We start from the raw sequence: 24,905 nt of genomic DNA, 5'->3' as shown, positions 1-24,905 counted from the left end.
CTGCGAGGGATAATGTGTGGATGCGATTGCATCGGGGTAGCGGATTCTGTATGATCCGCCGCCATTATGCCATTTGCATAATGAAACTTACTTATACAACTTTCGTGTGGTGTCTGGCGGAACAGGGCTGGATAGCGACACGGCCTTAACTGAGGTTTCCCCATGAAAAAAGGTATTCACCCGAATTATTCTGCAGTTACTGTAACTTGCTCTTGCGGTAACGTGATCAAAACCCATTCTACCGTGGGTCGTGACCTGAACCTGGACGTCTGTGGCGAATGCCACCCGTTCTACACCGGCAAACAACGTGATGTTGCAACTGGTGGCCGTGTTGACCGCTTCAACAAGCGTTTCTCCGTTCCAGGCGCTAAAAAATAAGTTCTACTGGCCAATTGGCACAGTAACTTTCTGCAAAGGCACCGACAGGTGCCTTTGTTGTTTTTGGCGTATCAGCATTGTTCATCGAGAAGATGAGATTCGTTCTAATGCCGCCTGTGCGAGAAAACCCGAACGACTTTTAAATTCTGGGTTACTCGCCACGCAACGATCAATGCGGTCAATCAGCGACTTAGGCAGCGTGACGTTAATTTTTTCTGAAGCGCCCATTAAACGCGTCACATCAATATCAACAACCGCCCACGTGTACCCAGCGTATTCTGCGTTTTTTGCCAGTTGGCCTACTGACGACACGGTGGGAATATCCTGACCCATCTCGACCAACAGTCCGATATGTCCGGTAATCGCCTCTTTAGCATTCGCGATGGCATCGTCTAGCGTATCGCCTGCAGAAAAACAGCCCGGTAGATCTGGCACGGTTACACCGTATGCGTGGGTCTCGTCGCCTGCTTCAATTGCAATCGGATAAAACATAATTCAGCCTCTTCGAGTCAGCGATGATCATATTCCTGCCTGTTTCCTGATGCTTTTTACCGTGCCTATCGGTAAATCTTTCTTAGGGTGGGGGATGGTGACTAACCCCGGTTTGCTAGGGGGCATAAAATGGTGGTGGCTTCTGTTCACTCTTATCAGTTCCCACCCATCGGCCTTGATTTCTGCTATTAACGTCCTGCTATCCATCCCTGCACCCCGCAGCCCTTTACTACGATAACGATAACCCCAATAACTCCATCTGGCAATGTTTTGGGGTTATTGGAGTTATTTTTAAACCTGCATTTTTCACCCCTGCTGGCGTTTTACCAGCATCCCCAGAACGAAGATGCCGCCCAATCCCGCTGTAATAATCCCGATAGGCAATTCCTGGGGGGCGAGCAACTGTCGGCTGAGCCAATCGCCGCCGCACAGCAGTATCGCGCCCAGCACGGCGGTCAGCGGCAGCAGCTTCTTGTGCAATACGCCACTCAACGGGCGAGCCAGATGGGGAATCATCAGGCCGATAAAACCGATCACGCCGGTCAGCGCGACTAACAGCGACGTGGCGAACGCGCAGCAGATAAAAATTTCCACCCGTACGCGGGACAGATTAACGCCCATCGAGGCTGCCGTTTGTCCGCCCGCCAGCAGAGCGTCGAGCGCCCGCCAGCGCAGGGCGGTGAGGCCGAATAGCAGCAGGACGCTGAATACCGCGAACGGTAATGTATCCCAGCGGGCAAGACCCAGTCCGCCCAGTGACCAGAAAAGAATCGAGCTGGCTGCCCGCTGATCGCCGGAAAACACCAGATAGTTCGTCAGGGCACCGAACAGAAATGAGATTGCCAATCCGCAGATGATCAGTCGCTCTGCGCCCCGCGCCTGTTGCAGCAGGAACAATACCGTCACGGCGACGGCCGATAAAATGCCGCCACAGAAGGCCGCCATAGGCAGCGCCCAGTCACCGAGCTGCTCGCCAAAGCGAGTGATGACGGCGACCGCGCCCGCCGAGGCTCCGGCAGATAGGCCGAATAGAAAAGGGTCGGCCAGATCGTTGCGGGTTGCCGTTTGCAAAAAGGCACCGACCATCGCTAAACCTGCACCGCACAACGCTGCTAGCAGGCTGCGGGGAATGCGCAGCTCCAGAATGATGCGTGACGTCATCGGCGAGACGTCTGCCGACGATAGCCCCAGTACGCTGGCGACCTGCGTAAGGGGAATCGTCGTACTGCCTGTCGCAATATTTAACAGCATCAGCCCAACCAATATCAGCAGCGCGATAACGACGGTCGCGGCATAACGTGAAGACGTTGGGTTCACTTAAAGGCATCCGGGTAGAGTGCGCGTGCCAGTTTATCGACGGCGGCGATATTCGCTGGTCCCGGTGTTAGCTCTGCATATTGCAGTTTCAGATAGCGATGCTGCTGTACGGCTGGGGTAAATTTCATTAGCGGATGTGATTCCAGAAAGCGCCTTAACGCATCCGCACCGTTGCCCGTCTGGTAATCCAGCAAAATGATAAAGTCGGGCTCGCGGGCCGCCACGCTTTCCCACGATGTCGAAGCCCAGCTCGTTTCCATATCGTCCATCACGTTCTTGCCGCCTGCCGCTTCAATGATGGCGGTTGGCATCGCGAATTTCCCGCTGGTAAAGGGCTTATCGTCGCCAGAGTCATACAGAAAAATCTTCTGCTTTGGCTGATTGCCAATGCGGGTTCGCAGTTCGGCAAGGTGCTGTTTCCAGCCGTCAATTTGTTCCTGAGCCTGTTCCTGCTTACCGAAGATTTTCCCCAGTTTCAGCATGTCGCCGTAGAGCAGATCCATGCTGGCACGTGGACGCTGTTGCTGTTGTTCGGTGAACACGCAGCTTTCGCTGAGTACCAGCGTCTGAATGCCGTATTTTTTCAGCGATTGCGGGGTGACTTCGCCGCCCACTTTCATGCCGTAGTTCCACCCAGCAAAGAAAAAATCCGGGTGTACGGCCAGCAGGTTTTCTAACGTCGGGTATTTTGCTGCCAGCTCAGGGATCGTACCCTGCTGTTGGATAAAGTCTGGCGTTGCCTTATACCAGTCGGTGATCCCAGTCAGCCCGACGATATTTTTTTGTAAGCCCAGAGCAAACGCCATCTCGGCCATATTCAGGTCATGAATAACGGCTCGCTGCGGCGGCTGGGTAAAAGTTAGCGGTTGCCCACAGCTGTCGACCGTGACCGGAAAACCAGAGGCGTGCGCCCAGCATGACGTCAATGCCAGCAGTCCAGATAGAAGCGTTATTTTCATCAGGGTTCCTTAGTGCAGTTCGGGGGCTTCAAAGATGCGAATGGGTGAGCCGTTTAGCGGATGCGGCACCGTAAAGCTCTCCATCCCAAATACGGATTTCACACAGTCGGCGCTTAGCGCGTGCGCAGGCGTTCCCCAGCGGAGTAGCGCCCCCTGCTGCAAAACGGCAACGCGATCGGCAAAGGGGGTAATCAGTGGCAGATCGTGCAGCACCGCCAGCGTTGAAATACCGCGCTTCCGCACCAGAGACAGCAACTGCGCACGCGCTAACGGATCGAGATGGTTAGTCGGTTCATCCAGCAGCAGGAGCTGCGGCGTTTGTGCAAAAGCGCGCGCCAGCGATGCGCGTTGACGTTCCCCGCCGGAGAGCGTACCCAGCAGGCGGTGGCGCAGCGGTAATAATCCGGTATCGTCCAGCGCTTCTTCGATGAGTTGGCGATCCTGCGTAGGCGTACTGAACCCGTGATGTGGAATTCGTCCTAAGGCGACGTATTCCGCGACCCGCAAACGCAGATCCGGTGCATCGTTCTGCGCCAGAATTGCGATGCGCGTTGCTCGTTCATGGCGGCTGAGTGTGTTCAACGGCTGGCCGTTCAACTGGATGTACCCCGTTGTCGCGCCGAGTTCGCTGGTTAACACGCGTAACAGCGTGGACTTGCCGCTGCCGTTGGGGCCAACCAGCGCCAAACGCTCTCCAACTTGCATGGACAGCGAAATATCACTGAGCCTCGGAGCCCGATTAGCGTCGGCAACGGAAACATGGTGAAGCTGTAGCAGTACGGGGCTGTTGGAGAGTGGCTCTATCATGATGCGACATATCATCGTTATACGCTAAAAAAGATATGTTATAACATAACAAATTAAATGCAATCCCGATTCACAACATGAGCGGAAAAGGAAACGGCGGAAAGAAGATAAGGTGGCGGGTGTTAAAGGCGCGATAGGAAGAATGAGGGTTTTCTACATAGCAAAACCCCGCCGGGGGAGGCGGGGTTAGCAAGAAAATCGATAGTGCAAACGCGATCAGTATTCCCACGTATCCGGGTCGATGCCCATTTCACGCATGATGATCTTCGCTGCTTCAGGAATTTCATCGCTGCGTTCTTTACGCAGGTCTTCGTCATTCGGCAACGGTTGTCCTGTGAACGCATGCAGAAACGCTTCGCACAGCAGCTCGCTGTTGGTGGCGTGGCGCAGGTTGTTCACCTGACGACGTGTGCGTTCGTCAGTTAGTATCTTCAATACTTTCAAGGGAATAGATACTGTTATCTTCTTGACCTGTTCGCTTTTTTTACCGTGTTCAGCGTAAGGGCTGACATACTCGCCGTTCCACTCAGCCATGGGATACCTTAAAAATTAATCTAATGAAGACAGCATCTGTCATGAAATGCCACAATTCTAGCGGTTATTATGCTTATGCTCAATCTATACGCAAAGAAGTTTAGATGTCTAGATGTGTTGACGTCCATTAAAACTGCGTTTACTCTTAAGTTCCTATTTTTCAGTCTCCAGCCAGGAAAAGAGCCGATGACGCGTAAACAGGCAACGATCGCAGTCCGCAGTGGGTTAAATGATGACGAGCAGTATGGCTGCGTCGTCCCCCCCATTCACCTTTCCAGCACGTATAACTTTACCGGATTCAACCAGCCACGCGTACACGACTATTCGCGTCGCGGTAACCCTACGCGTGATGTCGTGCAGCGTGCGCTTGCCGAACTGGAAGGTGGCGCTGGTGCGGTAATGACGAGCAGCGGAATGTCGGCGATTATGCTGGTTTGCACGGTATTCCTGCGTCCCGGCGATCTGCTGGTGGCACCGCATGATTGCTACGGTGGCAGCTATCGTCTGTTTGACAGCCTGAGCAAGCGCGGGGCGTTTCGCGTTAAATTTGTCGATCAAAGTGATACCGATGCGCTCAATGCCGCATTGGCAGAAAAACCGAAGCTGGTGCTGGTGGAAAGCCCGAGCAATCCGCTGCTGCGCGTCGTGGATATTGCCGCGATTTGTCAGGCTGCGCGGGAAGCAGGCGCGGTCAGCGTAGTGGATAACACCTTCCTGAGCCCGGCGTTGCAGAAGCCGCTGGAACTGGGCGCCGATCTGGTGGTGCATTCGTGTACCAAGTACCTGAATGGTCACTCTGATGTGGTCGCAGGTGCGGTGATCGCCAAAGATGCCGACACCATTACTGAACTGGCCTGGTGGGCGAACAACATTGGTGTCACGGGGGCGGCGTTCGACAGCTATCTGCTGCTCCGTGGCCTGCGTACCTTATCGCCGCGTATGGCGGCCGCGCAGCGTAATGCGCAACAAGTGGTTGAATTCTTACAGACGCAGCCACTGGTGAAGGCACTGTATCATCCTTCACTGCCGAACAATCCCGGCCATGATATTGCCCGCCGTCAACAATCTGGCTTTGGCGCTATGCTAAGTTTTGAGCTGGATGGAGATGAAGACACTCTGCGGCGTTTTCTGGCCTCGCTGGAGCTGTTTACGCTGGCGGAATCGCTAGGTGGCGTTGAGAGTCTAATCTCGCATGCGGCAACGATGACGCATGCGGGTATGGCACCGGAGGCGCGTGCCGCAGCGGGTATCTCTGAAACATTACTGCGTATTTCTACCGGCATTGAAGACGGCGATGATCTGGTTGCCGATCTGGATCGTGCGTTTCAAGCCGCAGCCAAGAGGTAAGAATGAGTGCATTAGGAGTAGCGCCATCGGTAACAGGCCGACAACTGCATAAGTTTGGCGGTAGCAGTCTGGCCGATGTGAAGTGTTACCTGCGCGTAGCCGGTATTATGGCGGAATATAGCCACCCCGGAGATTTGATGGTGGTGTCTGCCGCAGGCAGTACCACAAACCAGTTGATTAGCTGGTTAAAACTGAGCCAGAGCGATCGTCTGTCGGCGCATCAGGTTCAACAGGCATTACGTCGCTATCACAGTGAACTGATTACCGGGCTTTTGCCTGCGCAAGAGGCAGAGGCGCTGACAGCCCAGTTTATTCGCGATCTGGAGCGTTTGGCTGCGCTGCTGGATGGCAAGATGACGGATGCCGTCTATGCCGAAGTGGTTGGACACGGTGAAATCTGGTCAGCTCGTTTGATGTCGGCCGTACTGAATCATCGAGATATGAATGCAGCCTGGCTGGATGCGCGTGATTTTCTCTGCGCGGAACGTGCCGCGCAGCCGCAGGTTGATGAAGGTCGTTCCTGGCCGCTGTTGCAGCAATATCTGACGCAACATTCAGGGCAGCGTTTAGTGGTAACCGGTTTTATCTGCCGCAATGACGCGGGTGAAACGGTACTGCTGGGGCGCAACGGGAGTGACTACTCCGCGACGCAAATCGGTGCGCTGGCTGGGGTTGAACGTGTCACCATCTGGAGCGATGTCGCCGGGGTGTATAGCGCTGACCCACGCAAAGTAAAAGATGCTTGTCTGCTGCCACTGCTGCGGTTGGATGAAGCCAGCGAACTGGCACGTCTGGCAGCACCAGTGCTGCATACGCGTACTTTACAGCCCGTTTCCGGTAGCGATATCGATCTGCAACTGCGTTGCAGCTATCAGCCTGAACAAGGGTCGACGCGTATCGAACGCGTGCTGGCCTCAGGGACGGGTGCCAAAATTGTCACCAGCCATGATGATGTGTGCCTGATTGAAGTTCAGGTGCCTTCCGAACACGATTTCGTGCTGCTGCAAAAAGAGGTCGAACAGCTTCTGAACCGTGCGCAGTTGAAACCACTGGCAATAGGTGCACATCAGGATCGTAGCCTGCTGCAACTGTGTTACACCTCCGAAGTGGTGGAGAGCGCATTACAGTTGCTGACACAGGCCAAGCTGCCTGTGGAACTCAGCGAGCGTGATGGATTAGCGATGGTGGCGATGGTCGGGGCGGGTGTAGGTAAAAATCCGCTGCACAGCCACCGTTTTTATCAGCAGTTGAAAGATCAGCCGATTGAATTTGTCCGCCAGGCCGATGATGGCATCAGTCTGGTCGCTGTTCTGCGCGTTGGTCCGACAGAGCATTTGATTCGCGGTTTGCACCATTCGCTGTTCCGTGCCGAAAAGCGCATTGGTCTGGTGCTGTTCGGTAAGGGAAATATTGGTTCACGCTGGCTGGAGCTGTTTGCACGTGAGCAGAGCAACCTGTCTGCCCGTACCGGCTTTGAGTTTGTACTGGCTGGTGTGGTGGACAGCACGCGCAGTCTCTTGAACTATGACGGGCTGGATGCCAGCCGCGCATTGGCTTTCTTCGAAAGTGAAGCGCAAGAGCGGGATGGTGAAGATCTGTTCCTGTGGATGCGTGCGCACCCCTTTGATGATTTGGTGGTGCTGGATGTGACAGCCAGTGAGTCGGTCGCCGATCTGTATCTGGATTTCGCCAGCTACGGCTTCCATGTCATCAGCGCCAATAAACTGGCAGGTGCATCCGGCGGCAATAACTATCGCCAGATTCGTGATGCCTTCGCGAAAACGGATCGCCACTGGTTGTATAACGCGACGGTGGGCGCAGGTTTGCCGGTCAACTTTGCCGTACGCGATTTACGGGAAAGTGGCGACAGTATTCTGGCGATCAGCGGGATTTTCTCCGGCACGCTCTCCTGGCTGTTTTTGCAGTTCGATGGCACCGTACCGTTCACCGATCTGGTCGATCAGGCGTGCCAGCAGGGGCTGACGGAGCCCGATCCGCGCGTTGACCTTTCCGGTCAGGACGTCATGCGCAAGCTGGTGATTCTGGCACGTGAGGCGGGATATGATATCGAACCGAGTCAGGTGCGGGTTGAGTCGCTAGTGCCGCCGGGCTGTGAACAGGGATCAGTCGATTACTTCTTTGAAAACGGCGATTCGCTGAACGAGCAGATGCTGCAACGTCTGGAAGCGGCACAGGAAATGGGCTTAGTTCTGCGTCACGTCGCACGCTTTGACAGCAATGGTAAAGCGCGTGTGGGCGTTGAAGCGGTTCGCCCCGATCATCCGCTGGCCTCGCTGCTGCCGGGTGATAACGTGTTTGCGATTGAAAGCCGCTGGTATCGGGATAACCCGTTGGTTATCCGTGGGCCAGGTGCAGGGCGCGATGTCACGGCGGGTGCGCTTCAATCTGACCTAAACCGTCTGGCACAGTTACTGTAAAATCTGCTGTAAGCGCAATATACCGTTGGCCGTCTCCGCGTATGGGGAGATGGCCAATACTAAGAGACCCATTCCCTCGTTTCCCTTCTCGCTAAAACGTTTTCGCTGCTATTTTCCCCGTCATTCGTGTCATTGAAATGTCACGGTGGCAACACGCCACTGACACGATGTCACCGCACAATCAGCGCATTGTTTGCTTATCGTGGAATGCACAGCTGTGCAAAAAACAACTTCCTCTGCGGCAGCCCCGCACATTGTCATCGACCATCTACATGTTGGATACGGCACGACAGCCGTATTGAACGATATCCATCTGGAGATTGCGCAGGGCGAGTTCGTGGCGTTGCTCGGTTCGTCAGGATGCGGCAAGACGACGTTACTGCGTACGGTTGCTGGATTCTCGTCACCACGAGCGGGGGCGATTCGCGTTAACGGGCAGGATATGACGCAAGCGCCGCCAGAGAAACGCGGAATGGCGCTGGTGTTTCAGAGCTATGCGCTATGGCCGCACATGACGGTGGCGCAGCATATTGCTTACGGACTGCGTTTGCGCCGCGTCCCGCGTGCGGAAATTGCCAGCCGGGTGGCTGAGCTGGAAACCATGCTGGGTTTGACGGGCCTGAGCGCTCGTAAGCCAGCGGAACTGTCTGGTGGACAGCGCCAGCGCGTCGCCTTGGGTCGTGCGCTGGCGGTACGGCCCGATATTCTGCTGCTGGACGAACCGCTCTCCAATCTGGATACCCGTATTCGCCTACAGCTACGTGATGAGATCCGTGCGCTGCAACAGCGGCTGGGGTTGACTGCGATCCACGTGACGCACGATCGGGAAGAAGCGATGGTGATGGCGGATCGTATCGTGATTTTGAATCAGGGTCGCATCATGCAGGCGGGTAGCCCGCAAGAGGTGTACCACCATCCGGCCAGCGCGTTTGTCGCGGCGTTTATGGGGGCGGAGAATCGGCTCGTGCTGGAAGCGCGCTATGATGGCGATACGTTGACGATTCCTGAGGATACAGAAAGCCATTCACTGGTGCCGGTAAACACGTCGCTACCGCCCGGCCCGATAGAAGCGCGCTTTCGCGCGGAGGCTGCTCAACTTTACGATCCAGCAGAGGTTCCGCTCATTCAGCCCGGCATGTTGATGCGCTACGGCACGGTACAGGCACAGACCTACCCCGGCGGATACTGGTTGCATACGATTTCCAGCGGCACCTGGCGGATACAGGTTCATGCATCACATCCCTATGCTATCGGGCAGCGGGTTGCCGTGCAGATTCCCGCCGAGGCGCTGTTTCTTTTCCCACTGGCAGAAGAGGCTACCTCTTCGACAGCGGAACCCAATACCACTTCACGTTATTCCTCGCTTCCCGGCCTGACGGCCTGATCCTGAATTGGAGACAAATGATATGAAACGCATTTTTGCTGCAACGCTGATGATGAGTACGCCGCTGGCGGCGGTACAGGCACAGGAATTAACGGTGTTGACGGCGGGCGACCAGAACATGGTCGACTATGTGAATGAATACTTAGGGCCGCTGTTTGAAAAGCAGCATCCCGGCGTGAAAGTACGCGCTGTCGGCACTGGGCCAGGTGATGCAGGGTCGCAGAAGATTCTTGAGCGTTTCAATGCACAGCAGGCCGCCGGTGCCAAAGTCTGGGACACCGATGTGGCGGTCGTGCATGAGAAATTTGTCGGCCCGATGGTGCAAAAGGGCGACCTGCTGAAATATCGCGATGATATCGCCAGCGGCAAGCTGGTCAGCATGGCTGCTGCGGATAAAGCCATGGGCACAGACGTGAAAGGCTATGTCATGCCGATGTTCAGTAGCCAGACGGCGCTGGCCTATAACCCCAGCATGGTAGCGAATCCGCCTAAAAGTTATGACGAAATCCAACAGTGGGCAGCCGCGAATCCGAAGATGTTCGGCTACAACGGTATTAAAGGCGGTGCATCGGGCGTGAGCTTTGTCATGGGCTGGATTTACGCTTACGGCGGCGATGCCCAGAAGTTAATGAACGGACCGTTTGATGAGGCGGAAGCGAAGAAATGGCAACCCGCGTTTGAACGCCTGAAAGCCTTTAACAAGAACGTGACGCTGACGCCGGGCAATGCGGGCACGCTCGACATGTTGAGCCGTGGCGAAATTGCCATGGGGCCGGTATGGGTCGACATGTTCTATTCCTGGAAAGCGAGTGGACAACTGCCGGACAACTTTAAGCTGCTGCTTCCTGCACCGGGTATGCCAGGGCAGCCGATGCACTATGTCATCCCCGCGCAGGCACCGAATCGTGAACTGGCTAAACAGTTTGTCGAGCTGGCAACCAGCGCCAAAGTACAGGCTGAAGGAATTGTAGAGCGCTTTAACTGGTATCCGGGGATCGATGCCAAGTACGTTCAGGCCGAGCTAAAGCCTGTGGTATGGCAGCGTCTGTTCACCGATGTGACGCCGGATGAGCTGGCGAGCAAAGGCAAGACGTTCCCTATCGCGCCTTATCACACTGCGATTTTAAACGCCTATGAGCAGGCGATGGCGAAATAATCCACTCGCTGTATATATCCTTAGTATTACAGGCGCTCTGGCGGGATGAGGTCAGAGCGCGGAGACCTTCATGTTGCAAGTATCCCAATTCTCTTCCCGACTCGCGGGGATCGCGCTTGTGCTACCCGCGTTGGCGGTGGTGGCTGTCTGTTTTATCGTACCGCTGGGGCTGTCGGTTGGGGGCGCTTTCGTCAGTCAGAATGGCGTAGGCATTGATAATTTTGTCACGGCATTGACGCTGTATCTGCCCGATATCCTGTTTACCTTACTGATTGTGAGCCTCGCGACGCTGCTGATCGGCCTGCTGTCCGTCATGATCGGCGGCTACCTGACGCTGGGGGAAAGCCCGCGCATGGTGGCGCTGCTGCGCTGGGTCTATCGCTGGCCGCTGTTTATTCCGTTTATCGTGACCGGGCAAATTTTACGCACGTTTCTGGCCAAAAACGGCTGGCTGAATGGCGCGCTGGATACGCTCGGTATTGTTGATATAGCCAGCGCCAGCAATTGGCTGGACTGGCGCGGCATCGTGTTCGCCTTTGTCTGGAAACAGACGCCGTTTGTGGCGCTGCTGGTAGCTGGCGCGATGGCGTCACTGGATCGCACGATGATCGAATCCGCCCGTAATTTAGGCGCATCGCGCCTGCGAATCCTGTGTGAAATTGTGGTGCCTCAGGTTGGGCAAACGCTGCTCACTGGGCTCATTCTCTCTTTTGTCACCATGATGTCGGTACTGTCCGTGCCGATGATGATCAACGCCCAGTCGCCGACGATGCTCACCGCTAATATTGCCTTCCGCATTAACGCCTACGGCGATTATGGCGTAGCGAATGCGTTGGGGGTGATTTCTCTGCTGATGACTGGCCTGTTTGCTGTGATTTATCTCCGCTTGAACATGAGGGAGAAGGCATGAAGAACGTACTGTGGTGGGTTCCGAGAATGCTGATTCTGGGGACACTAATCTTCTTGATTTTTGGGCCATTGGCTAATCTCCTGCTGTGGTCGGTAGCGGAAAAATGGTTCTATCCGCATCTCTTGCCGAATGACTGGGGCTTTGCCTTCTGGAAGCGGGTATTTTCGCCGCGCGGTGTGGCGTGGGAAGCGTTGGGAAATAGCGTGCTGGTTGCGGTGTTCACGGTGCTGGCTTCGCTATCGCTGGCGATTCCGGCGGGATATGCGCTGGCGCGCCTGCCGCTGCCTGCTCGTGGATTGATATTGCTGATATTCCTGATCCCACAGGCGTTTCCGAATCTGACGGTGTACGTCAATATTGCCCGCCTGTTTTATCAGTGGGGACTAAACGGCACGTTGCTGGGGGTTGTGCTGGTTCACACGGTTCACGGATTGGTGTTTGCGGTCTGGATTGCCTCGGCGGCATTCTCGGCAGTGGGGCGTGAAATGGAACAGGCGGCACGGTCGATTGGCGCCGGGCCGTGGCGTGCCTTTGTCGATATTACCCTGCCGCTGGCTATGCCAGGTTTGATGGCATCAGCGATCTTCGTCTTCCTCGAATCGCTGGATGAATTTACCGGCAGCTACTTCGTTGGGGCACCGGATGTACAGATGATGCCGCTGCTGCTCTATACCGCAGGGGCGGGCGGTAACTATCAGATCGCCTCTATTACCGCGCTGGTGCTGCTGATTCCTTCTGTTCTGTTCATGCTGGTGGTGGAACGTTTTTTGAAGGCCGACGTCATGGCAAGGATTGGGAAATGACGGTGGGTAAACCGGGTTATGTCAGCGCACAGGATGTTGCACGTCGAGCGGGTGTATCGCGCTCGGCGGTATCTCGTAGTTTTACCCCCGGCGCCAGCGTGTCGGCTGCTACCTATGCCAAGGTCATGACCGCGGCACAAGAGTTAGGGTATCAGGTTAACGATCTGGCGCGTGGCCTGCTGGCGAACAGCAGCCGTCTGGTGGGGCTGGTGGTGACGCACCCTGAAGTCGGGTTTCGTGCCAATTTGGTCGCAGAGTTGTCGCAGGCGTTAATTCAACGCGGCTCGATTCCTGTTCTTATCAACACCAGCCATGTGCGGGAAGCGATGGCCGCAGCGCGTTCCATTTTGTTTGGTCACCGTGCGGAAGCAACGATTGTGCTTTCTGGTTCGCCGCCGAAAGAATTTGTCGAACTGGCGCAGCTAAACGGCCAGCCGCTGATTGTCATCGGGCGGCACGAACCCGCGTGTGACAGCGTACACATTGATAATGATACCGCAGCAAGGATGGCCGCGCGGCTGTTTGCCTCATCAGGAAGAACACGTCTGGCTCTGGCTGGCGCGGCGTCGGCAACGCCCAATATCATGGAACGTGAACAGGCGTTTTGTGATGAGGCTCAGCGGCTAGGGCTGCCTGTGGCCGTGGTGCGCGGTGGTGATACGGATTATGACGACGGGCTGACGGTGGGGCAGGCTCTGTTTTCGCTCCCGAAAGTTGCCAGACCGGACGCGGTGTTCTGTGTTAACGATTTAGTGGCGTTTGGCGTGATCGATCGCGCAAAGCAGTGTGGGCTTGCCGTGCCGCAGGATCTTATGGTTGTTGGGTTTGACGATATTCCGGCCGCAGGATGGGATGCCTATGCGTTGACAACGTTTCGTCAGGACCCGGCAACGATGGCGGCACAGGCGTTGGCGTTGCTTGACCGACGCCAGTCTCAGGTACAAGAACCCGCGTGCCGGGCGAAAGTGGCGGCTCCGTTAATCCGCCGCCAGTCGGCGTAACGGCATTGGCGGGTGATAGCGCATGGACAGTAAAAACCGAGGATAACGATGAAACTGATTCAACTTTCCGACCTTCATTTGATCGCACAGGGTGGCCATTTACACGGTCGCGATCCAGCGCAGCAGTTGAAAGCGGCGATTGCCGATATCAATGCCCATCATCGCGATGCCGATCTGGTGGTCATCTCTGGCGATCTGTCCGATGACGGCAGTGCGGCATCTTATGCATTTCTGGCATCGGCACTGGCTGAGCTACAGGTTCCCTGGCGTGTGACGATGGGGAATCACGACGACCGGGAAATGTTTTTGGCCCAGTTCCCGATGCAGGTGGACGAATACGGATTTGTACAGAGCACGAGCGCGGTGGGTGATGATTGCGTCATTCTGCTGGATTCGCTGCATGTCGGTGAGGTAGCTGGAACGCTGTGTTCAGCACGGCTGACATGGCTTGAACGACAGCTTCAGGCCGCGGAAGGAAAAAATGTATTCCTATTCCTGCACCATCCTCCCATGTCGATTGGGCTTCCGGCGCTTGATGACGTTCGGTTGGCACCCGAAGCGGCAGACGCGCTGTATCAGGTATGTCATCGCTTCGGTAACGTGCGGCATATTTCCGCGGGGCATGTGCATCGGCCTGCCAGCGGAAGTTGGCGAGGGATATCATTCACCACGATACGCGGCACCAACCATCAGTCTGCCCTGCGTTTCGCTCCGGGCTTTGAAACCAGTCTGGAAGCCCCGCAGTACGCCATTTTTCTGACGACGGAAGAAGGTCATACCGTACATTTTCACGATTTCCCTAGTGGCTGATGACGTGCTCTCTTTCGTTTAATCACATTTTTTATGCAGTCTGAGAGGCGGTTTTGCTGTTATCCGGCGTAAAAAATTATGCAGCGGTGGGCTTGACCGCCGAGTGAGCGACAGGACGTCGCGAAAGCCAGTGCCGCGTAGGGAACGCGTCACTGGCGGCTCGGTTAGCGGTCAGGAACACCGATGGAACCGCGTCAGCGGCATAATTCCCGCCGAAAGCCTGGGGTCATGGGGCGAGCGGCGTTTGAGCCGCCCCATGTCGGGCGCGTGCTACGAAGTAGCATGAAAATAACGACATTATCGCGCACGAAACTGTCTCCGCGTTGACATAACAATGTGACGAAGAGACAGCACTTTTGCGGGAAACCCATCATGAAATTTTTTCATTTACCGTGAGTAATCATCACCACCTACCGGGCTGAAAAACGTTGACTCTTTAAGCGGATTACGTCATTTTCTATATAGACGTCTAAACGTATAGACGTGTAGCGAATGATAATAACAGTCACGGTCAACGGGGTAGCAGGTATGAGCTTTTTTCACGCAAACCAGCGGGAAGCGCTGAATCAAAGTCTGGCGGAATTACAGGGACGGATTAATGTGTCATTCGAATTTTTCCCGCCACGTACCAGCGACATGGAAGAAACTCTGTGGAGCTCGATTGATCGATTGAGCAGCCTAAAGCCTAAGTTTGTTTCCGTGACTTATGGGGCAAATTCTGGTGAGCGTGACCGTACTCACAGCATTATCAAAACGATTAAAGAACGTACCGGTCTGGAAGCTGCCCCCCATCTGACCTGTATTGACGCTTCGCGCGAACAGCTGCGTGGAATCGCGCAGGATTACTGGCAGAGCGGTATCCGCCATATTGTCGCGCTGCGTGGCGATTTGCCTCCAGAAGGCGGTAAGCCGGACATGTATGCGGCGGATCTGGTTTCCCTGCTGAAAGAGGTTGGTGATTTCGATATTTCGGTTGCTGCCTATCCTGAGGTGCACCCTGAAGCCAAAAGCGCGCAGGCTGACCTGATTAACCTAAAGCATAAGATTGACGCGGGTGCGAATCGCGCTATCACACAGTTCTTTTTCGATGTAGAAAGCTATTTGCGGTTCCGTGACCGCTGCGTGGCAACGGGCATCGACGTAGAGATCGTGCCGGGGATCTTACCGGTATCAAACTTTAAGCAGTTGCAAAAATTTGCCACGATGACAAATGTGCGCGTGCCGAACTGGATGACAAGTGTGTTTGACGGTCTGGATAACGACCCGGAAACCCGCAAAATGGTCGGTGCCTCTATTGCGATGGACATGGTGAAAATCCTGAGCCGCGAAGGGGTAAAAGATTTCCACTTCTACACGTTGAACCGCGCTGAGTTGAGCTACGCGATTTGCCACACGCTGGGTGTGCGCCCAGAAGTCACGCGTTAAGGTAGCGCGCAAGATTTCAGGAAGAAAAAGGCTGCCACGCCGTTGCGATAGATTTAGGTATTGGAATAGCTGAATCTATGGCTTGTGGGAGCCTGGAAAGGGAGGAGTCTCAGGGATGAGATTCCTATTCGTATGTTTCGATGTGCCATAACGGGCTGAATCATTTTTTCTCTTGCTCCTTTGACTACATAAACCTTGCCAGCCCCCACGTACTCCCTCTGTCGTTTTGTGCCTATTTGTATTGCCGATCGTCCAGCCTACGCATCGTATTTCCCTGCCTCCATCACGTCTCTTTGTTTGACCGAAGAACACAAAATGCTGTCATCGTCAAATCACTTGAATATATTAGCCTGCTCGTTATAGCGTGACGGGAGGTTGCAATAAGCAAGCACGTTTCGGTGGGATATATTATTCATTTTGGATGTTGATAGGGATTGTCGTTCGTTGATATCCTATCTATCGCTGTTAGCTATCATGATAAGGAGAATAATAATGAATATTCGGGACTTAGAGTATCTTGTCGCGCTGGCAGAACATCGTCACTTTCGGCGTGCAGCAGATTCCTGCCATGTAAGTCAGCCCACGCTCAGTGGACAGATTCGCAAGCTGGAAGATGAGTTAGGCGTGATGCTGCTTGAGCGTACCAGTCGTAAAGTGCTATTTACGCAAGCCGGGCTGCTGCTGGTCGAGCAGGCGCGAACGGTATTACGCGAGGTCAAGGTATTAAAAGAGATGGCGAGTCAGCAGGGCGAAACCATGTCGGGGCCGTTGCATATTGGCTTGATCCCTACTGTGGGGCCTTATCTGCTGCCGCAAATTATTCCGATGTTGCATCGCACCTTCCCCAAACTCGAAATGTATCTGCACGAAGCGCAAACCCATCAACTGCTCGCGCAATTGGACAGCGGCAAACTGGACTGTGCCATTCTGGCGATGGTGAAAGAATCTGAAGCCTTTATCGAAGTTCCTCTGTTTGACGAGCCGATGAAGCTAGCGATTTATCAGGATCACCCTTGGGCGAACCGCGAACGCGTGGCGATGTCCGATCTGGCGGGTGAAAAGCTGCTGATGCTGGAAGATGGCCACTGTCTGCGCGACCAGGCGATGGGCTTTTGTTTCCAGGCTGGAGCGGATGAAGATACGCATTTCCGGGCGACTAGCCTGGAAACACTGCGTAACATGGTCGCCGCCGGAAGCGGGATTACGCTGCTGCCGTCGTTGTCGGTACCGCGTGAGCGTGAGCGCGATGGCGTTTGCTATTTGCCATGTTATAAACCGGAGCCCAAGCGCACTATCGCGCTGGTGTATCGCCCCGGTTCACCGCTGCGCGGACGCTATGAGCAACTTGCTGATACCATCCGCGAGCACATGCAAGGTTATATGGAAAACCTGTCAAAATAAGCGGTTCAATCCGTTCAGCGCCGCCACACGGTAAGCTTCTGCCATGGTTGGATAGTTGAAGGTGGTATTAACGAAGTATTCGATAGTATTACCTTCACCTTTTTGTTCCATGATGGCCTGCCCGATGTGGATAATCTCAGCGGCGCGCTCACCAAAGCAGTGAATACCCAAAATCTGTTTCGTTTCGCGGTGAAACAGAATCTTCAAACTCCCCACGTTCATCCCGACAATCTGCGCCCGTGCCAGATGTTTGAACTGTGCCCGCCCGACTTCATAAGGCACTTTCATCGCGGTGAGCTCTTGCTCGGTTTTCCCCACGGAGCTGATTTCCGGGATGGTATAAATGCCAGTGGGAATATCTTCGATCAGATGCGCGCTGGCATCGCCTTTAATGATCGCCTGCGCGGCGAGCCGGCCCTGATCGTAAGCGGCCGATGCCAGGCTGGGATAGCCGATAACATCACCGATGGCATAAATATGCGCCAGCGCGGTCTGGTACATGCTGTTGACCTTGAGCTGCCCGCGGCTGTCGGTGCTTAGGCCGATATTTTCCAGCCCCAGCGTTTCCGTGTTCCCCGTGCGCCCGTTGGCATAGAGCAGGCAGTCTGCTTTCATCTTCTTGCCAGATTTCAGATTGACAATGACACCATCAGACAGCCCTTCAATACTCTCGAACTCTTCGTTATGGCGGATAACCACGCCGTTGTTCCAGAAATGGTAGGACAGCGCATCCGACATTTCCTGATCGAGAAAGGCCAACAACCTATCGCGGGTGTTGATTAGATCGACCTTAACGCTCAGGCCGCGAAAGATAGAGGCGTATTCGCAGCCGATAACGCCCGCGCCGTAGATGATAACGTGCTGAGGTTCGTGGTCGAGTTGCAGTATAGAGTCGCTATCGTAAATGCGCGGGTGGTCGAAATCGACGTCTGCCGGATGATACGGACGTGAACCGGTCGCGATAATGATATTCGCGGCGGTCAGCGTTTCATGGGTATTATCTGGGTAATGAACGGCAATCGTATGGGCGTCGATGAAGCTGGCTTCACCAGAGAACAGCTCACACTGATTACGCTCATAAAACCCTTGTCGCATACGGGTTTGCTGACCAATGACGCTGTCGGCATGGCGCAGGATGTCAGAAAATGAGGAGCGAATAATGCGGGAGTTGTCACTGTAGAGGGGGTTTTGATTGAACTCGATAATGCGGCTGACGGCGTGGCGGAGGGCTTTAGAAGGAATCGTACCCCAGTGGGTACAGCCGCCGCCGACATTGTAGTGACGTTCAATCACCGCAATTTTGGCACCGTGCTTAGCCAATCCCATTGCTGCGCCTTCACCGCCGGGACCGGAACCAATAACGATGGCATCGTAATCGAATTGATGTTGTAGAGTCATGGTAGGTTAAACCTGTTTTTATACAAAATAATAACGTGGCCTTAACATCGTGCGATTGTAGCATCGACTGTGGCAGAACCCAATCATCCCTGCCTTTACTATGGAAACAGATTTTCACATTCTTAATATGGCAAACTTTGTCTCATTCTGCGGACAATAAAGTTTGCTATAGTGCCCCTCTGGAAAAGGGAGTAGATCATTTGGGCAGCATAATGGGTGTCAGAGCACAACAAAAAGAACGGACCCGTCGTTCCCTTATCGAAGCTGCATTTAGCCAGTTAAGCGCTGAGCGCAGCTTTACCAGCTTGAGTTTGCGTGAAGTGGCCCGCGAAGCAGGTATCGCGCCGACCTCTTTCTATCGTCATTTTCGTGACGTAGATGAGCTGGGGCTGACAATGGTCGACGAAAGCGGGCTGATGCTGCGCCAGCTAATGCGGCAGGCTCGGCAACGTATTGCCAAAACCGGTAGCGTAATCAGGACGTCGGTTTCCACCTTTATGGAGTTTATCGGTAATAATCCTAATGCCTTCCGGCTATTGCTGCGTGAGCGCTCGGGGACATCGGCGGCGTTCCGTGCGGCGGTGGCGCGGGAGATTCAGCATTTTATCGCTGAGCTGGCGGATTATCTTGAGGTGGAAAATCATATTCCTCGCAGCTTCGCAGAAGCGCAGTCAGAAGCGATGGTGACCATTGTTTTCAGCGCGGGGGCGGAAGCTCTGGATGTTTCTCTGGAACAGCGTAAACAGCTGGAAGAACGGCTGGTGCTGCAACTGCGGATGATCGCCAAAGGCGCTTATTACTGGTACAGAAAAGAACACGACAGCAGCTTTACCGTGCCATAAATCCTCTATACCCACATGAGAAGGGAGAAACCATGACAGAAAAACCTCATCAAGAAAAAGGTACGCTGGTTCTGGCGCTGATTGCGGGCTTATCCGTCAACGGCGCATTTGCCGCCTTGTTCAGCAGTATTGTTCCATTCTCGATTTTTCCGCTGATTGCGTTGGTATTGTCGATCTACTGCCTGCATGAACGTTATTTGCACCACAGTATGCCGGAAGGCATTCCGATGCTGGCGGCGGCCAGTTTTCTGCTGGGGTTATTGATTTACAGCACTATCGTGCGCGTGGAATATCCCGCTATTGGATCGAACTTTATTCCGTCGATCCTGTGCGTGGCATTGGTTTTCTGGATTGGCCTGAAACTGCGTCGTAGAAAAGCGACGGAGCCCGTCTCAGCAGAAGAGAGCGATACGCTGTAACGAATGCGTTTTGGCGGGGTGACCCGCCAGTTTGCGTGTGTTACTGACGTTTTTCCAACAGCACGCCACACTCCATATGGTGGGTGTAAGGGAATTGGTCGAACAGTGCCAGACGGCGAATGTCGTGGGTTTCCGATAGCGTTTGCAGGTTGTTGCTCAACGTTTCTGGGTTGCAGGAAATATAAAGAATACGCGGATACGCCTGCACCAGTTTCACTGTTTCGTCATCCAGTCCGCTGCGCGGCGGGTCAACAAAAATGGTTTCGCACTGGTAGCTTGTCAGGTCGATGCCTTGTAAACGGTTAAACTGACGCACGCCCTGCATGGCCTGCGTAAATTCTTCTGCCGCCATGCGGATGATCTGCACGTTTTCTATCTGATTCGCGGCGATATTATATTGTGCTGCCGCGACGGATGGCTTGGCGATTTCGGTTGCCAGTACGCGTTCGAAATTTCTTGCCAGCGCGAGTGAAAAATTACCGTTACCACAATACAGTTCCAGCAAATCCCCTGTCGATCCCGCTGTCGCATCCAACGCCCACTCCAGCATCTGAATATTGATTGCGGCATTTGGCTGCGTGAAGCTGTTTTCCACCTGTCGATAAATCATATTCCGGCCTGCAACCGGCAGACATTCATCGACATAGTCTCGATCGAGGCAGATTTTGGTTTTCGTCGCGCGACCGATCAACTGTAGACGGAACCCCTGCGCTATCAGGCTATCGCGCAGCGCACGGGCATGTTGCTGCCATTCCTCATCCAGTGCACGGTGATACAGCAGAGAAACGATCACTTCGCCGCTTAGGGTCGACAGATAGTCTATCTGGAACAGTTTACGGCGCAGTACGGGGTCAGGCTGAATGGCGGCAAGCAGCTCCGGCATCAGGCGGTTGATCAGTTCACTGGCTGCCGGAAAGCGATCGACCCGAATGCGCTGTTTGGTTTGCTGGTCAAACATGATGTGGTAAAGCTCGTCACCCTCGTGCCAAATACGGAATTCGGCGCGCATCCGATAGTGGCTGACGGGAGAACGGAAGACGACAGGCTCCGGTGCATTGAAAGGTGCCATCATTCCACGTAGACGCTCGGTTTTCTCTGCAAGCTGGTCGTCATAGTCTTCGATAGGCAGGATTTCTGGCGTCATGGTTTTCTCGTCTGAACAGCGTCTAAAAGGGGGTTATTGGCCGGGAATTGTAGGGAATCCGGCCAGGAAGTCCAGTTTTGTTACGTTATTATCCTGTAGTGATATAGAAGTCTAGACTTCCGTAATGTGCGATTGTAGGATGGGCGTCCGGCCTTGTTTCACAAGTCAAAAGGGAATCCAGTGTAAATCTGGAGCTGACGCGCAGCGGTAAGGAAAGCCCCGGCGATAGCATTATTATGCAGACACTGCCTTCATCCTTTGAGGGTGGGAAGTCATCGCTTTCGTTGTACGCCCTACCGTCGTTGACGGTTTGTGGTAACAACGGCATCCAAGCCCGAAGACCTGCCGGAATACGTCGCAATTGGTTCTGCATATCGCGTGCTATTAACAGAGCCTGCGGCATCCTTATTATTTCTCGGATGCTTTAACAATGATTAAAAAAGTTTCGCTGCTGACGGCGCTTTCCGTCACGGCATTTTCTGGCTGGGCACAGGAAAACAGTTCATCTCCAAATTCGTCATCGGAAAAAAATACCGATGACATAGTGGTAACCGCAAACCGTTTCGCACAGCCGGTTTCTTCGGTGCTGGCGCCCACGACTGTAGTGACAAGAGAAGAGATCGACCGCTGGCAGGCTAAAAGCCTAACTGATGTTATGCGTCGTTTGCCGGGTGTGGACATCGGACAAAATGGCGGCTTAGGGCAAAAAAGTTCGTTGTTTATTCGTGGGACTAACTCTAGCCATGTGTTGGTACTGATCGATGGTATTCGCCTAAATCAGGCTGGTATTAGCGGTTCTTCTGATCTCAGCCAAATCCCCCTCTCACTGGTGCAGAAAGTTGAATATATTCGTGGCGCACGTTCTGCGGTTTATGGTTCTGATGCGATTGGCGGCGTAGTAAACATTATTACTACCAGAGAGAAGAACGATACGACGCTATCCGCTGGTATCGGCTCTAATGGGTATCAATCTTATGATGCAGTAACGCAACAAGCGTTGAGTAACAGCACAACGGCGACTGTTGCTGGTAATTATACTTATACGAAAGGGTTTGATGTTGCCGCCGCAGATGCGCCGCGTCAGCCAGATCGTGATGGGTTTATGAGTAAATTACTCTATGGCGCGGTCAGCCATCGGTTTAGTGATGAGTTTGGCGGCTTTTTACGTAGCTACGGGTTTGACAACCGCACTGGTTATGATGGGTTTGGACATGATACGCGCCAACTCTATGGTCAAACTTGGGATTCTGGCTTGCGTTATCAGAATGGCATTTATGCCACACAACTTATCGGAAGCTACAGCCATAGCAAGGATTACGACTACGATGCGCAAAAAGGCCCATATGAGCGCAGTGCGACGTTAGTTGATTCTCAGCAATACAATGCGCAGTGGGGCAATACGCTGCAAGTAGGTTCGGGTACGGTGAGTGCTGGTGTTGATTGGCAAGATCAGGTCATTAAACCCGATTCAACCAACGTAAACCGCGAAGAAAGTCAGCACAATACGGGAGTTTACCTTACTGGCCAGCAACGCTTTTCTTCCATAGTGCTTGAAGGTTCTGTACGTGGTGACGATCAATCTGAATTCGGTTGGCACAACACTTGGCAAACAGGAGCATCTTGGGAATTCATTGATGGCTACCGTTTAATAGCTTCTTATGGCACTGCATTTAAAGCGCCAAATATGGGGCAGTTGTATGGCAGATCAGGGAGCAACCGAGCACTTCAGCCAGAAGAAAGCAAACAATGGGAAGGCGGGGTTGAAGGCCTTAGTGGGCCAGTTACATGGCGAATTTCTGGATATCGTAATGATATTAACAATCTAATCACTTCAACGAGTGGGACTAACTGGGTTTTTCAAAATATAGATAAAGCTGAAATTAAGGGCATTGAAGCAACAGCTACTTTTGATACTGGGCCTGTAAGCCATCGTGTTAGCTATGATTATGTTGACCCACGCAACGCTATCACCAATGAGGTCCTGATTCGCCGAGCTAAGCAGCAAGTTAAATATCAGTTGGATTGGCAACTCTACGATCTTGACTGGAGCGTTACATACCATTATCTCGGCCAGCGTTATGACAAGGATTTCAGTACATTTCCTGAACGCTCTGTCAAGCTTGGTGGCGTAAGTCTCTGGGATCTCGCCGCCTCATATCCGATCACCTCTCATCTGACAGTTCGTGGTAGAATCGCCAACCTGTTTGATAAAGATTATGAGACGGCATATGGCTACCGCACGGCAGGGCGAGAATACTATCTCACAGGAAGCTATACCTTCTAACCTGCCATCCCGTCCTACGATTCTGGTCTTCGATTCCGGCGTAGGCGGGCTGTCTGTTTATGATGAAATCCGGCAGCTCTTGCCGGATCTTCACTATATATACGCATTCGATAATGAAGCGTTTCCCTATGGTGAGAAATCACAGCAGTTTATTATCGAGCGCGTGGTTGAGATTGTTAGCGCAGTCCAACAACGTCATCAGCTCGCATTGGTTGTGATTGCTTGCAATACGGCAAGTACGATTTCCCTTCCTGCATTACGTGAGCGCTTTGCTTTCCCTGTCGTGGGCGTTGTCCCAGCGGTTAAACCGGCGGCTAAGCTGACACGCAACGGCGTTGTTGGCCTATTGGCGACTCGCGCAACGGTTCAACGTCCCTATACGCATGAACTGATTGCCCGTTTTGCGACGGATTGCCAGATTCTGTCATTGGGATCGTCAGAACTGGTCGAGTTAGCAGAAGCGAAATTGCAGGGTGAGACGATCTCAATTTCCGAACTGCAAAAAATTCTGCGTCCTTGGCTACGTCTGCCAGAGCCACCCGATACGGTCGTGCTCGGGTGTACGCATTTCCCATTGTTAGCAGAAGAGCTGAAAATGGCTCTGCCAGATGGTACACGTCTTGTGGATTCAGGCGCTGCTATAGCCAAAAGAACGGCATGGCTGATTGCTAATCTGGATAATCCTCCACTTTCTACAGATAAAAATCTGGTTTATTGCCTGACGATTACGCCTAAAGTCGCTACGCTGTGGCCAATATTGCAGCGTTATGGCTTCGATTCGCTGGAAAAACTGCCACTTTAATCGCTTTGTGGGTGAATAGTAGACAAACGATAATTATTTTGCATTTAGCACTTGTCAGCCGCCGAGAAGTCCCTATAATGCGCCTCCACTGACACGGCAACAGCGACACGCGGTCGTGGTGACAGGAAAAAGATTTACGAAAGGCAGTCAGTAATGACTTGACTTTAAAGCGGATTAGCATAGTATATGCAGCCCGCGCCACCGAAGAAGTGGCACTGCTCTTTAACAATATAATCAGACAATCTGTGTGGGCACTCACAAGACCGTATCTTAACGATATAAAAAAGTCTTGAAGAGTGAACAACAGTAAATTCATTACGAATAAACAGTTACTAATTCTTTGAGCATCGCTGACGAGTTCAGCAAATCAAACAAATCTTAAATTGAAGAGTTTGATCATGGCTCAGATTGAACGCTGGCGGCAGGCCTAACACATGCAAGTCGAGCGGTAGCACAGGGGAGCTTGCTCTCTGGGTGACGAGCGGCGGACGGGTGAGTAATGTCTGGGAAACTGCCTGATGGAGGGGGATAACTACTGGAAACGGTAGCTAATACCGCATAACGTCTTCGGACCAAAGAGGGGGACCTTCGGGCCTCTTGCCATCGGATGTGCCCAGATGGGATTAGCTAGTAGGTGAGGTAATGGCTCACCTAGGCGACGATCCCTAGCTGGTCTGAGAGGATGACCAGCCACACTGGAACTGAGACACGGTCCAGACTCCTACGGGAGGCAGCAGTGGGGAATATTGCACAATGGGCGCAAGCCTGATGCAGCCATGCCGCGTGTGTGAAGAAGGCCTTCGGGTTGTAAAGCACTTTCAGCGGGGAGGAAGGCGGTGAGATTAATACTCTCA

The 24,905-nt window shown here is 53.6% G+C and carries 23 protein-coding genes, 1 rRNA gene and 1 riboswitch; of the genes, 16 read left to right on the top strand and 8 right to left on the bottom strand.

The features are described 5' to 3' along the window. The first annotated feature begins 162 nt into the window (after nt 1-162). The gene (gene rpmE, locus EDI29_RS14935) at nt 163-378 is read left to right on the top strand and encodes a 50S ribosomal protein L31 (protein WP_010281510.1); all 216 of its coding nucleotides are present in this window, start codon (nt 163-165) and stop codon (nt 376-378) included. An 81-nt stretch (nt 379-459) separates the two neighbouring features. On the opposite strand, the gene EDI29_RS14930 is transcribed toward rpmE, so the two are convergent. The 6 genes from EDI29_RS14930 to metJ form a co-directional block, all read right to left on the bottom strand. Then, nucleotides 460-870, bottom strand: a complete 411-nt coding sequence (locus EDI29_RS14930; RefSeq protein ID WP_137741519.1) for a type II toxin-antitoxin system HicB family antitoxin — start codon at nt 868-870, stop codon at nt 460-462. Between the two features lie 27 nt (nt 871-897). Then, a complete protein-coding gene (locus EDI29_RS14925; protein WP_137741518.1) occupies nt 898-1,077 on the bottom strand; it encodes a type II toxin-antitoxin system HicA family toxin in 180 nt (59 codons plus the stop codon). A 99-nt stretch (nt 1,078-1,176) separates the two neighbouring features. Then, on the bottom strand, nt 1,177-2,187 hold the full coding sequence (locus tag EDI29_RS14920; protein WP_039508126.1) for a FecCD family ABC transporter permease: 1,011 nt from the start codon (nt 2,185-2,187) through the stop codon (nt 1,177-1,179). After that, the gene (locus EDI29_RS14915; RefSeq protein ID WP_137741517.1) at nt 2,184-3,146 is read right to left on the bottom strand and encodes an ABC transporter substrate-binding protein; all 963 of its coding nucleotides are present in this window, start codon (nt 3,144-3,146) and stop codon (nt 2,184-2,186) included. Before EDI29_RS14915 ends, EDI29_RS14920 begins: the two co-directional genes overlap by 4 nt. A 9-nt stretch (nt 3,147-3,155) precedes the next feature. Then, a complete protein-coding gene (locus tag EDI29_RS14910; protein WP_137741516.1) occupies nt 3,156-3,953 on the bottom strand; it encodes an ABC transporter ATP-binding protein in 798 nt (265 codons plus the stop codon). 216 nt (nt 3,954-4,169) lie between these two features. Continuing rightward, a complete protein-coding gene (metJ, locus tag EDI29_RS14905; protein WP_005973355.1) occupies nt 4,170-4,487 on the bottom strand; it encodes a met regulon transcriptional regulator MetJ in 318 nt (105 codons plus the stop codon). Nucleotides 4,488-4,673: 186 nt separating this feature from the next. Between metJ and metB the strand changes: the two genes are divergently transcribed. The 10 genes from metB (at nt 4,674) to oxyR (ending at nt 17,162) form a co-directional block, all read left to right on the top strand. Then, entirely contained in the window at nt 4,674-5,834 is a 1,161-nt protein-coding gene (gene metB / locus EDI29_RS14900) for a cystathionine gamma-synthase (RefSeq protein ID WP_010299271.1), read from the top strand. A gap of 2 nt (nt 5,835-5,836) precedes the next feature. After that, nucleotides 5,837-8,272, top strand: a complete 2,436-nt coding sequence (locus tag EDI29_RS14895) for a bifunctional aspartate kinase/homoserine dehydrogenase II (RefSeq protein WP_137741515.1) — start codon at nt 5,837-5,839, stop codon at nt 8,270-8,272. A 217-nt stretch (nt 8,273-8,489) separates the two neighbouring features. Beyond that, entirely contained in the window at nt 8,490-9,656 is a 1,167-nt protein-coding gene (locus tag EDI29_RS14890; protein WP_137741514.1) for an ABC transporter ATP-binding protein, read from the top strand. A 22-nt stretch (nt 9,657-9,678) separates the two neighbouring features. Further along, the gene (locus EDI29_RS14885) at nt 9,679-10,812 is read left to right on the top strand and encodes an extracellular solute-binding protein (RefSeq protein WP_137741513.1); all 1,134 of its coding nucleotides are present in this window, start codon (nt 9,679-9,681) and stop codon (nt 10,810-10,812) included. Nucleotides 10,813-10,882: 70 nt separating this feature from the next. After that, nucleotides 10,883-11,722, top strand: a complete 840-nt coding sequence (locus EDI29_RS14880; protein WP_137741512.1) for an ABC transporter permease — start codon at nt 10,883-10,885, stop codon at nt 11,720-11,722. Then, complete coding sequence (locus EDI29_RS14875; RefSeq protein WP_137741511.1) at nt 11,719-12,525, top strand: ABC transporter permease; 807 nt, start codon at nt 11,719-11,721, stop codon at nt 12,523-12,525. Before EDI29_RS14880 ends, EDI29_RS14875 begins: the two co-directional genes overlap by 4 nt. After that, the gene (locus tag EDI29_RS14870) at nt 12,522-13,526 is read left to right on the top strand and encodes a LacI family DNA-binding transcriptional regulator (RefSeq protein ID WP_137741510.1); all 1,005 of its coding nucleotides are present in this window, start codon (nt 12,522-12,524) and stop codon (nt 13,524-13,526) included. The genes EDI29_RS14875 and EDI29_RS14870 overlap by 4 nt, the downstream gene beginning before the upstream one ends. A gap of 48 nt (nt 13,527-13,574) precedes the next feature. After that, nucleotides 13,575-14,336: a phosphodiesterase gene (locus tag EDI29_RS14865; RefSeq protein WP_137741509.1), complete on the top strand. Its 762-nt coding sequence runs from the start codon at nt 13,575-13,577 to the stop codon at nt 14,334-14,336. Between the two features lie 528 nt (nt 14,337-14,864). After that, entirely contained in the window at nt 14,865-15,761 is an 897-nt protein-coding gene (gene metF / locus EDI29_RS14860) for a methylenetetrahydrofolate reductase (RefSeq protein WP_137741508.1), read from the top strand. A gap of 492 nt (nt 15,762-16,253) precedes the next feature. Next, nucleotides 16,254-17,162 carry a DNA-binding transcriptional regulator OxyR gene (oxyR, locus tag EDI29_RS14855; protein ID WP_010281486.1) on the top strand — a complete coding sequence of 303 codons (909 nt, stop codon included), beginning with the start codon at nt 16,254-16,256 and terminating at the stop codon, nt 17,160-17,162. On the opposite strand, the gene sthA is transcribed toward oxyR, so the two are convergent. Next, nucleotides 17,154-18,560 (bottom strand): Si-specific NAD(P)(+) transhydrogenase, encoded by a 1,407-nt coding sequence (gene sthA, locus EDI29_RS14850; RefSeq protein ID WP_137741507.1) that lies wholly within the window; start codon nt 18,558-18,560, stop codon nt 17,154-17,156. The genes oxyR and sthA overlap by 9 nt on opposite strands. Nucleotides 18,561-18,772: 212 nt before the next feature. Here sthA and fabR point away from each other — a divergent pair, with 212 nt between their 5' ends. Further along, entirely contained in the window at nt 18,773-19,402 is a 630-nt protein-coding gene (gene fabR, locus EDI29_RS14845; protein WP_048263022.1) for an HTH-type transcriptional repressor FabR, read from the top strand. A gap of 32 nt (nt 19,403-19,434) precedes the next feature. After that, the gene (locus EDI29_RS14840) at nt 19,435-19,821 is read left to right on the top strand and encodes a YijD family membrane protein (RefSeq protein ID WP_137741506.1); all 387 of its coding nucleotides are present in this window, start codon (nt 19,435-19,437) and stop codon (nt 19,819-19,821) included. A 40-nt stretch (nt 19,822-19,861) separates the two neighbouring features. On the opposite strand, the gene trmA is transcribed toward EDI29_RS14840, so the two are convergent. Next, nucleotides 19,862-20,965, bottom strand: coding sequence for a tRNA (uridine(54)-C5)-methyltransferase TrmA (gene trmA / locus EDI29_RS14835; RefSeq protein ID WP_137741505.1), 1,104 nt, complete (start codon nt 20,963-20,965; stop codon nt 19,862-19,864). Nucleotides 20,966-21,096: 131 nt separating this feature from the next. Beyond that, a riboswitch (cobalamin riboswitch) is annotated at nt 21,097-21,329 on the top strand. Between the two features lie 66 nt (nt 21,330-21,395). On the opposite strand from trmA, the gene btuB reads away from it, so the two are divergent. From btuB to EDI29_RS14820, 3 genes are all read left to right on the top strand, one after another. Continuing rightward, nucleotides 21,396-23,249 carry a TonB-dependent vitamin B12 receptor BtuB gene (btuB, locus tag EDI29_RS14830; RefSeq protein WP_137741504.1) on the top strand — a complete coding sequence of 618 codons (1,854 nt, stop codon included), beginning with the start codon at nt 21,396-21,398 and terminating at the stop codon, nt 23,247-23,249. Continuing rightward, nucleotides 23,194-24,051 (top strand): glutamate racemase, encoded by an 858-nt coding sequence (murI, locus tag EDI29_RS14825; RefSeq protein WP_137741503.1) that lies wholly within the window; start codon nt 23,194-23,196, stop codon nt 24,049-24,051. Before btuB ends, murI begins: the two co-directional genes overlap by 56 nt. 380 nt (nt 24,052-24,431) lie before the next feature. Further along, nucleotides 24,432-24,905: ribosomal RNA gene (locus tag EDI29_RS14820) — 16S ribosomal RNA — on the top strand; the annotation flags it as partial.

Origin of the sequence: Pectobacterium polonicum (assembly GCF_005497185.1) — a bacterium.
GTDB lineage: Bacteria > Pseudomonadota > Gammaproteobacteria > Enterobacterales > Enterobacteriaceae > Pectobacterium > Pectobacterium polonicum.
Note: the sequence above shows the minus strand (reverse complement) of the source record. Positions and strands in the feature narration are given on the sequence as shown.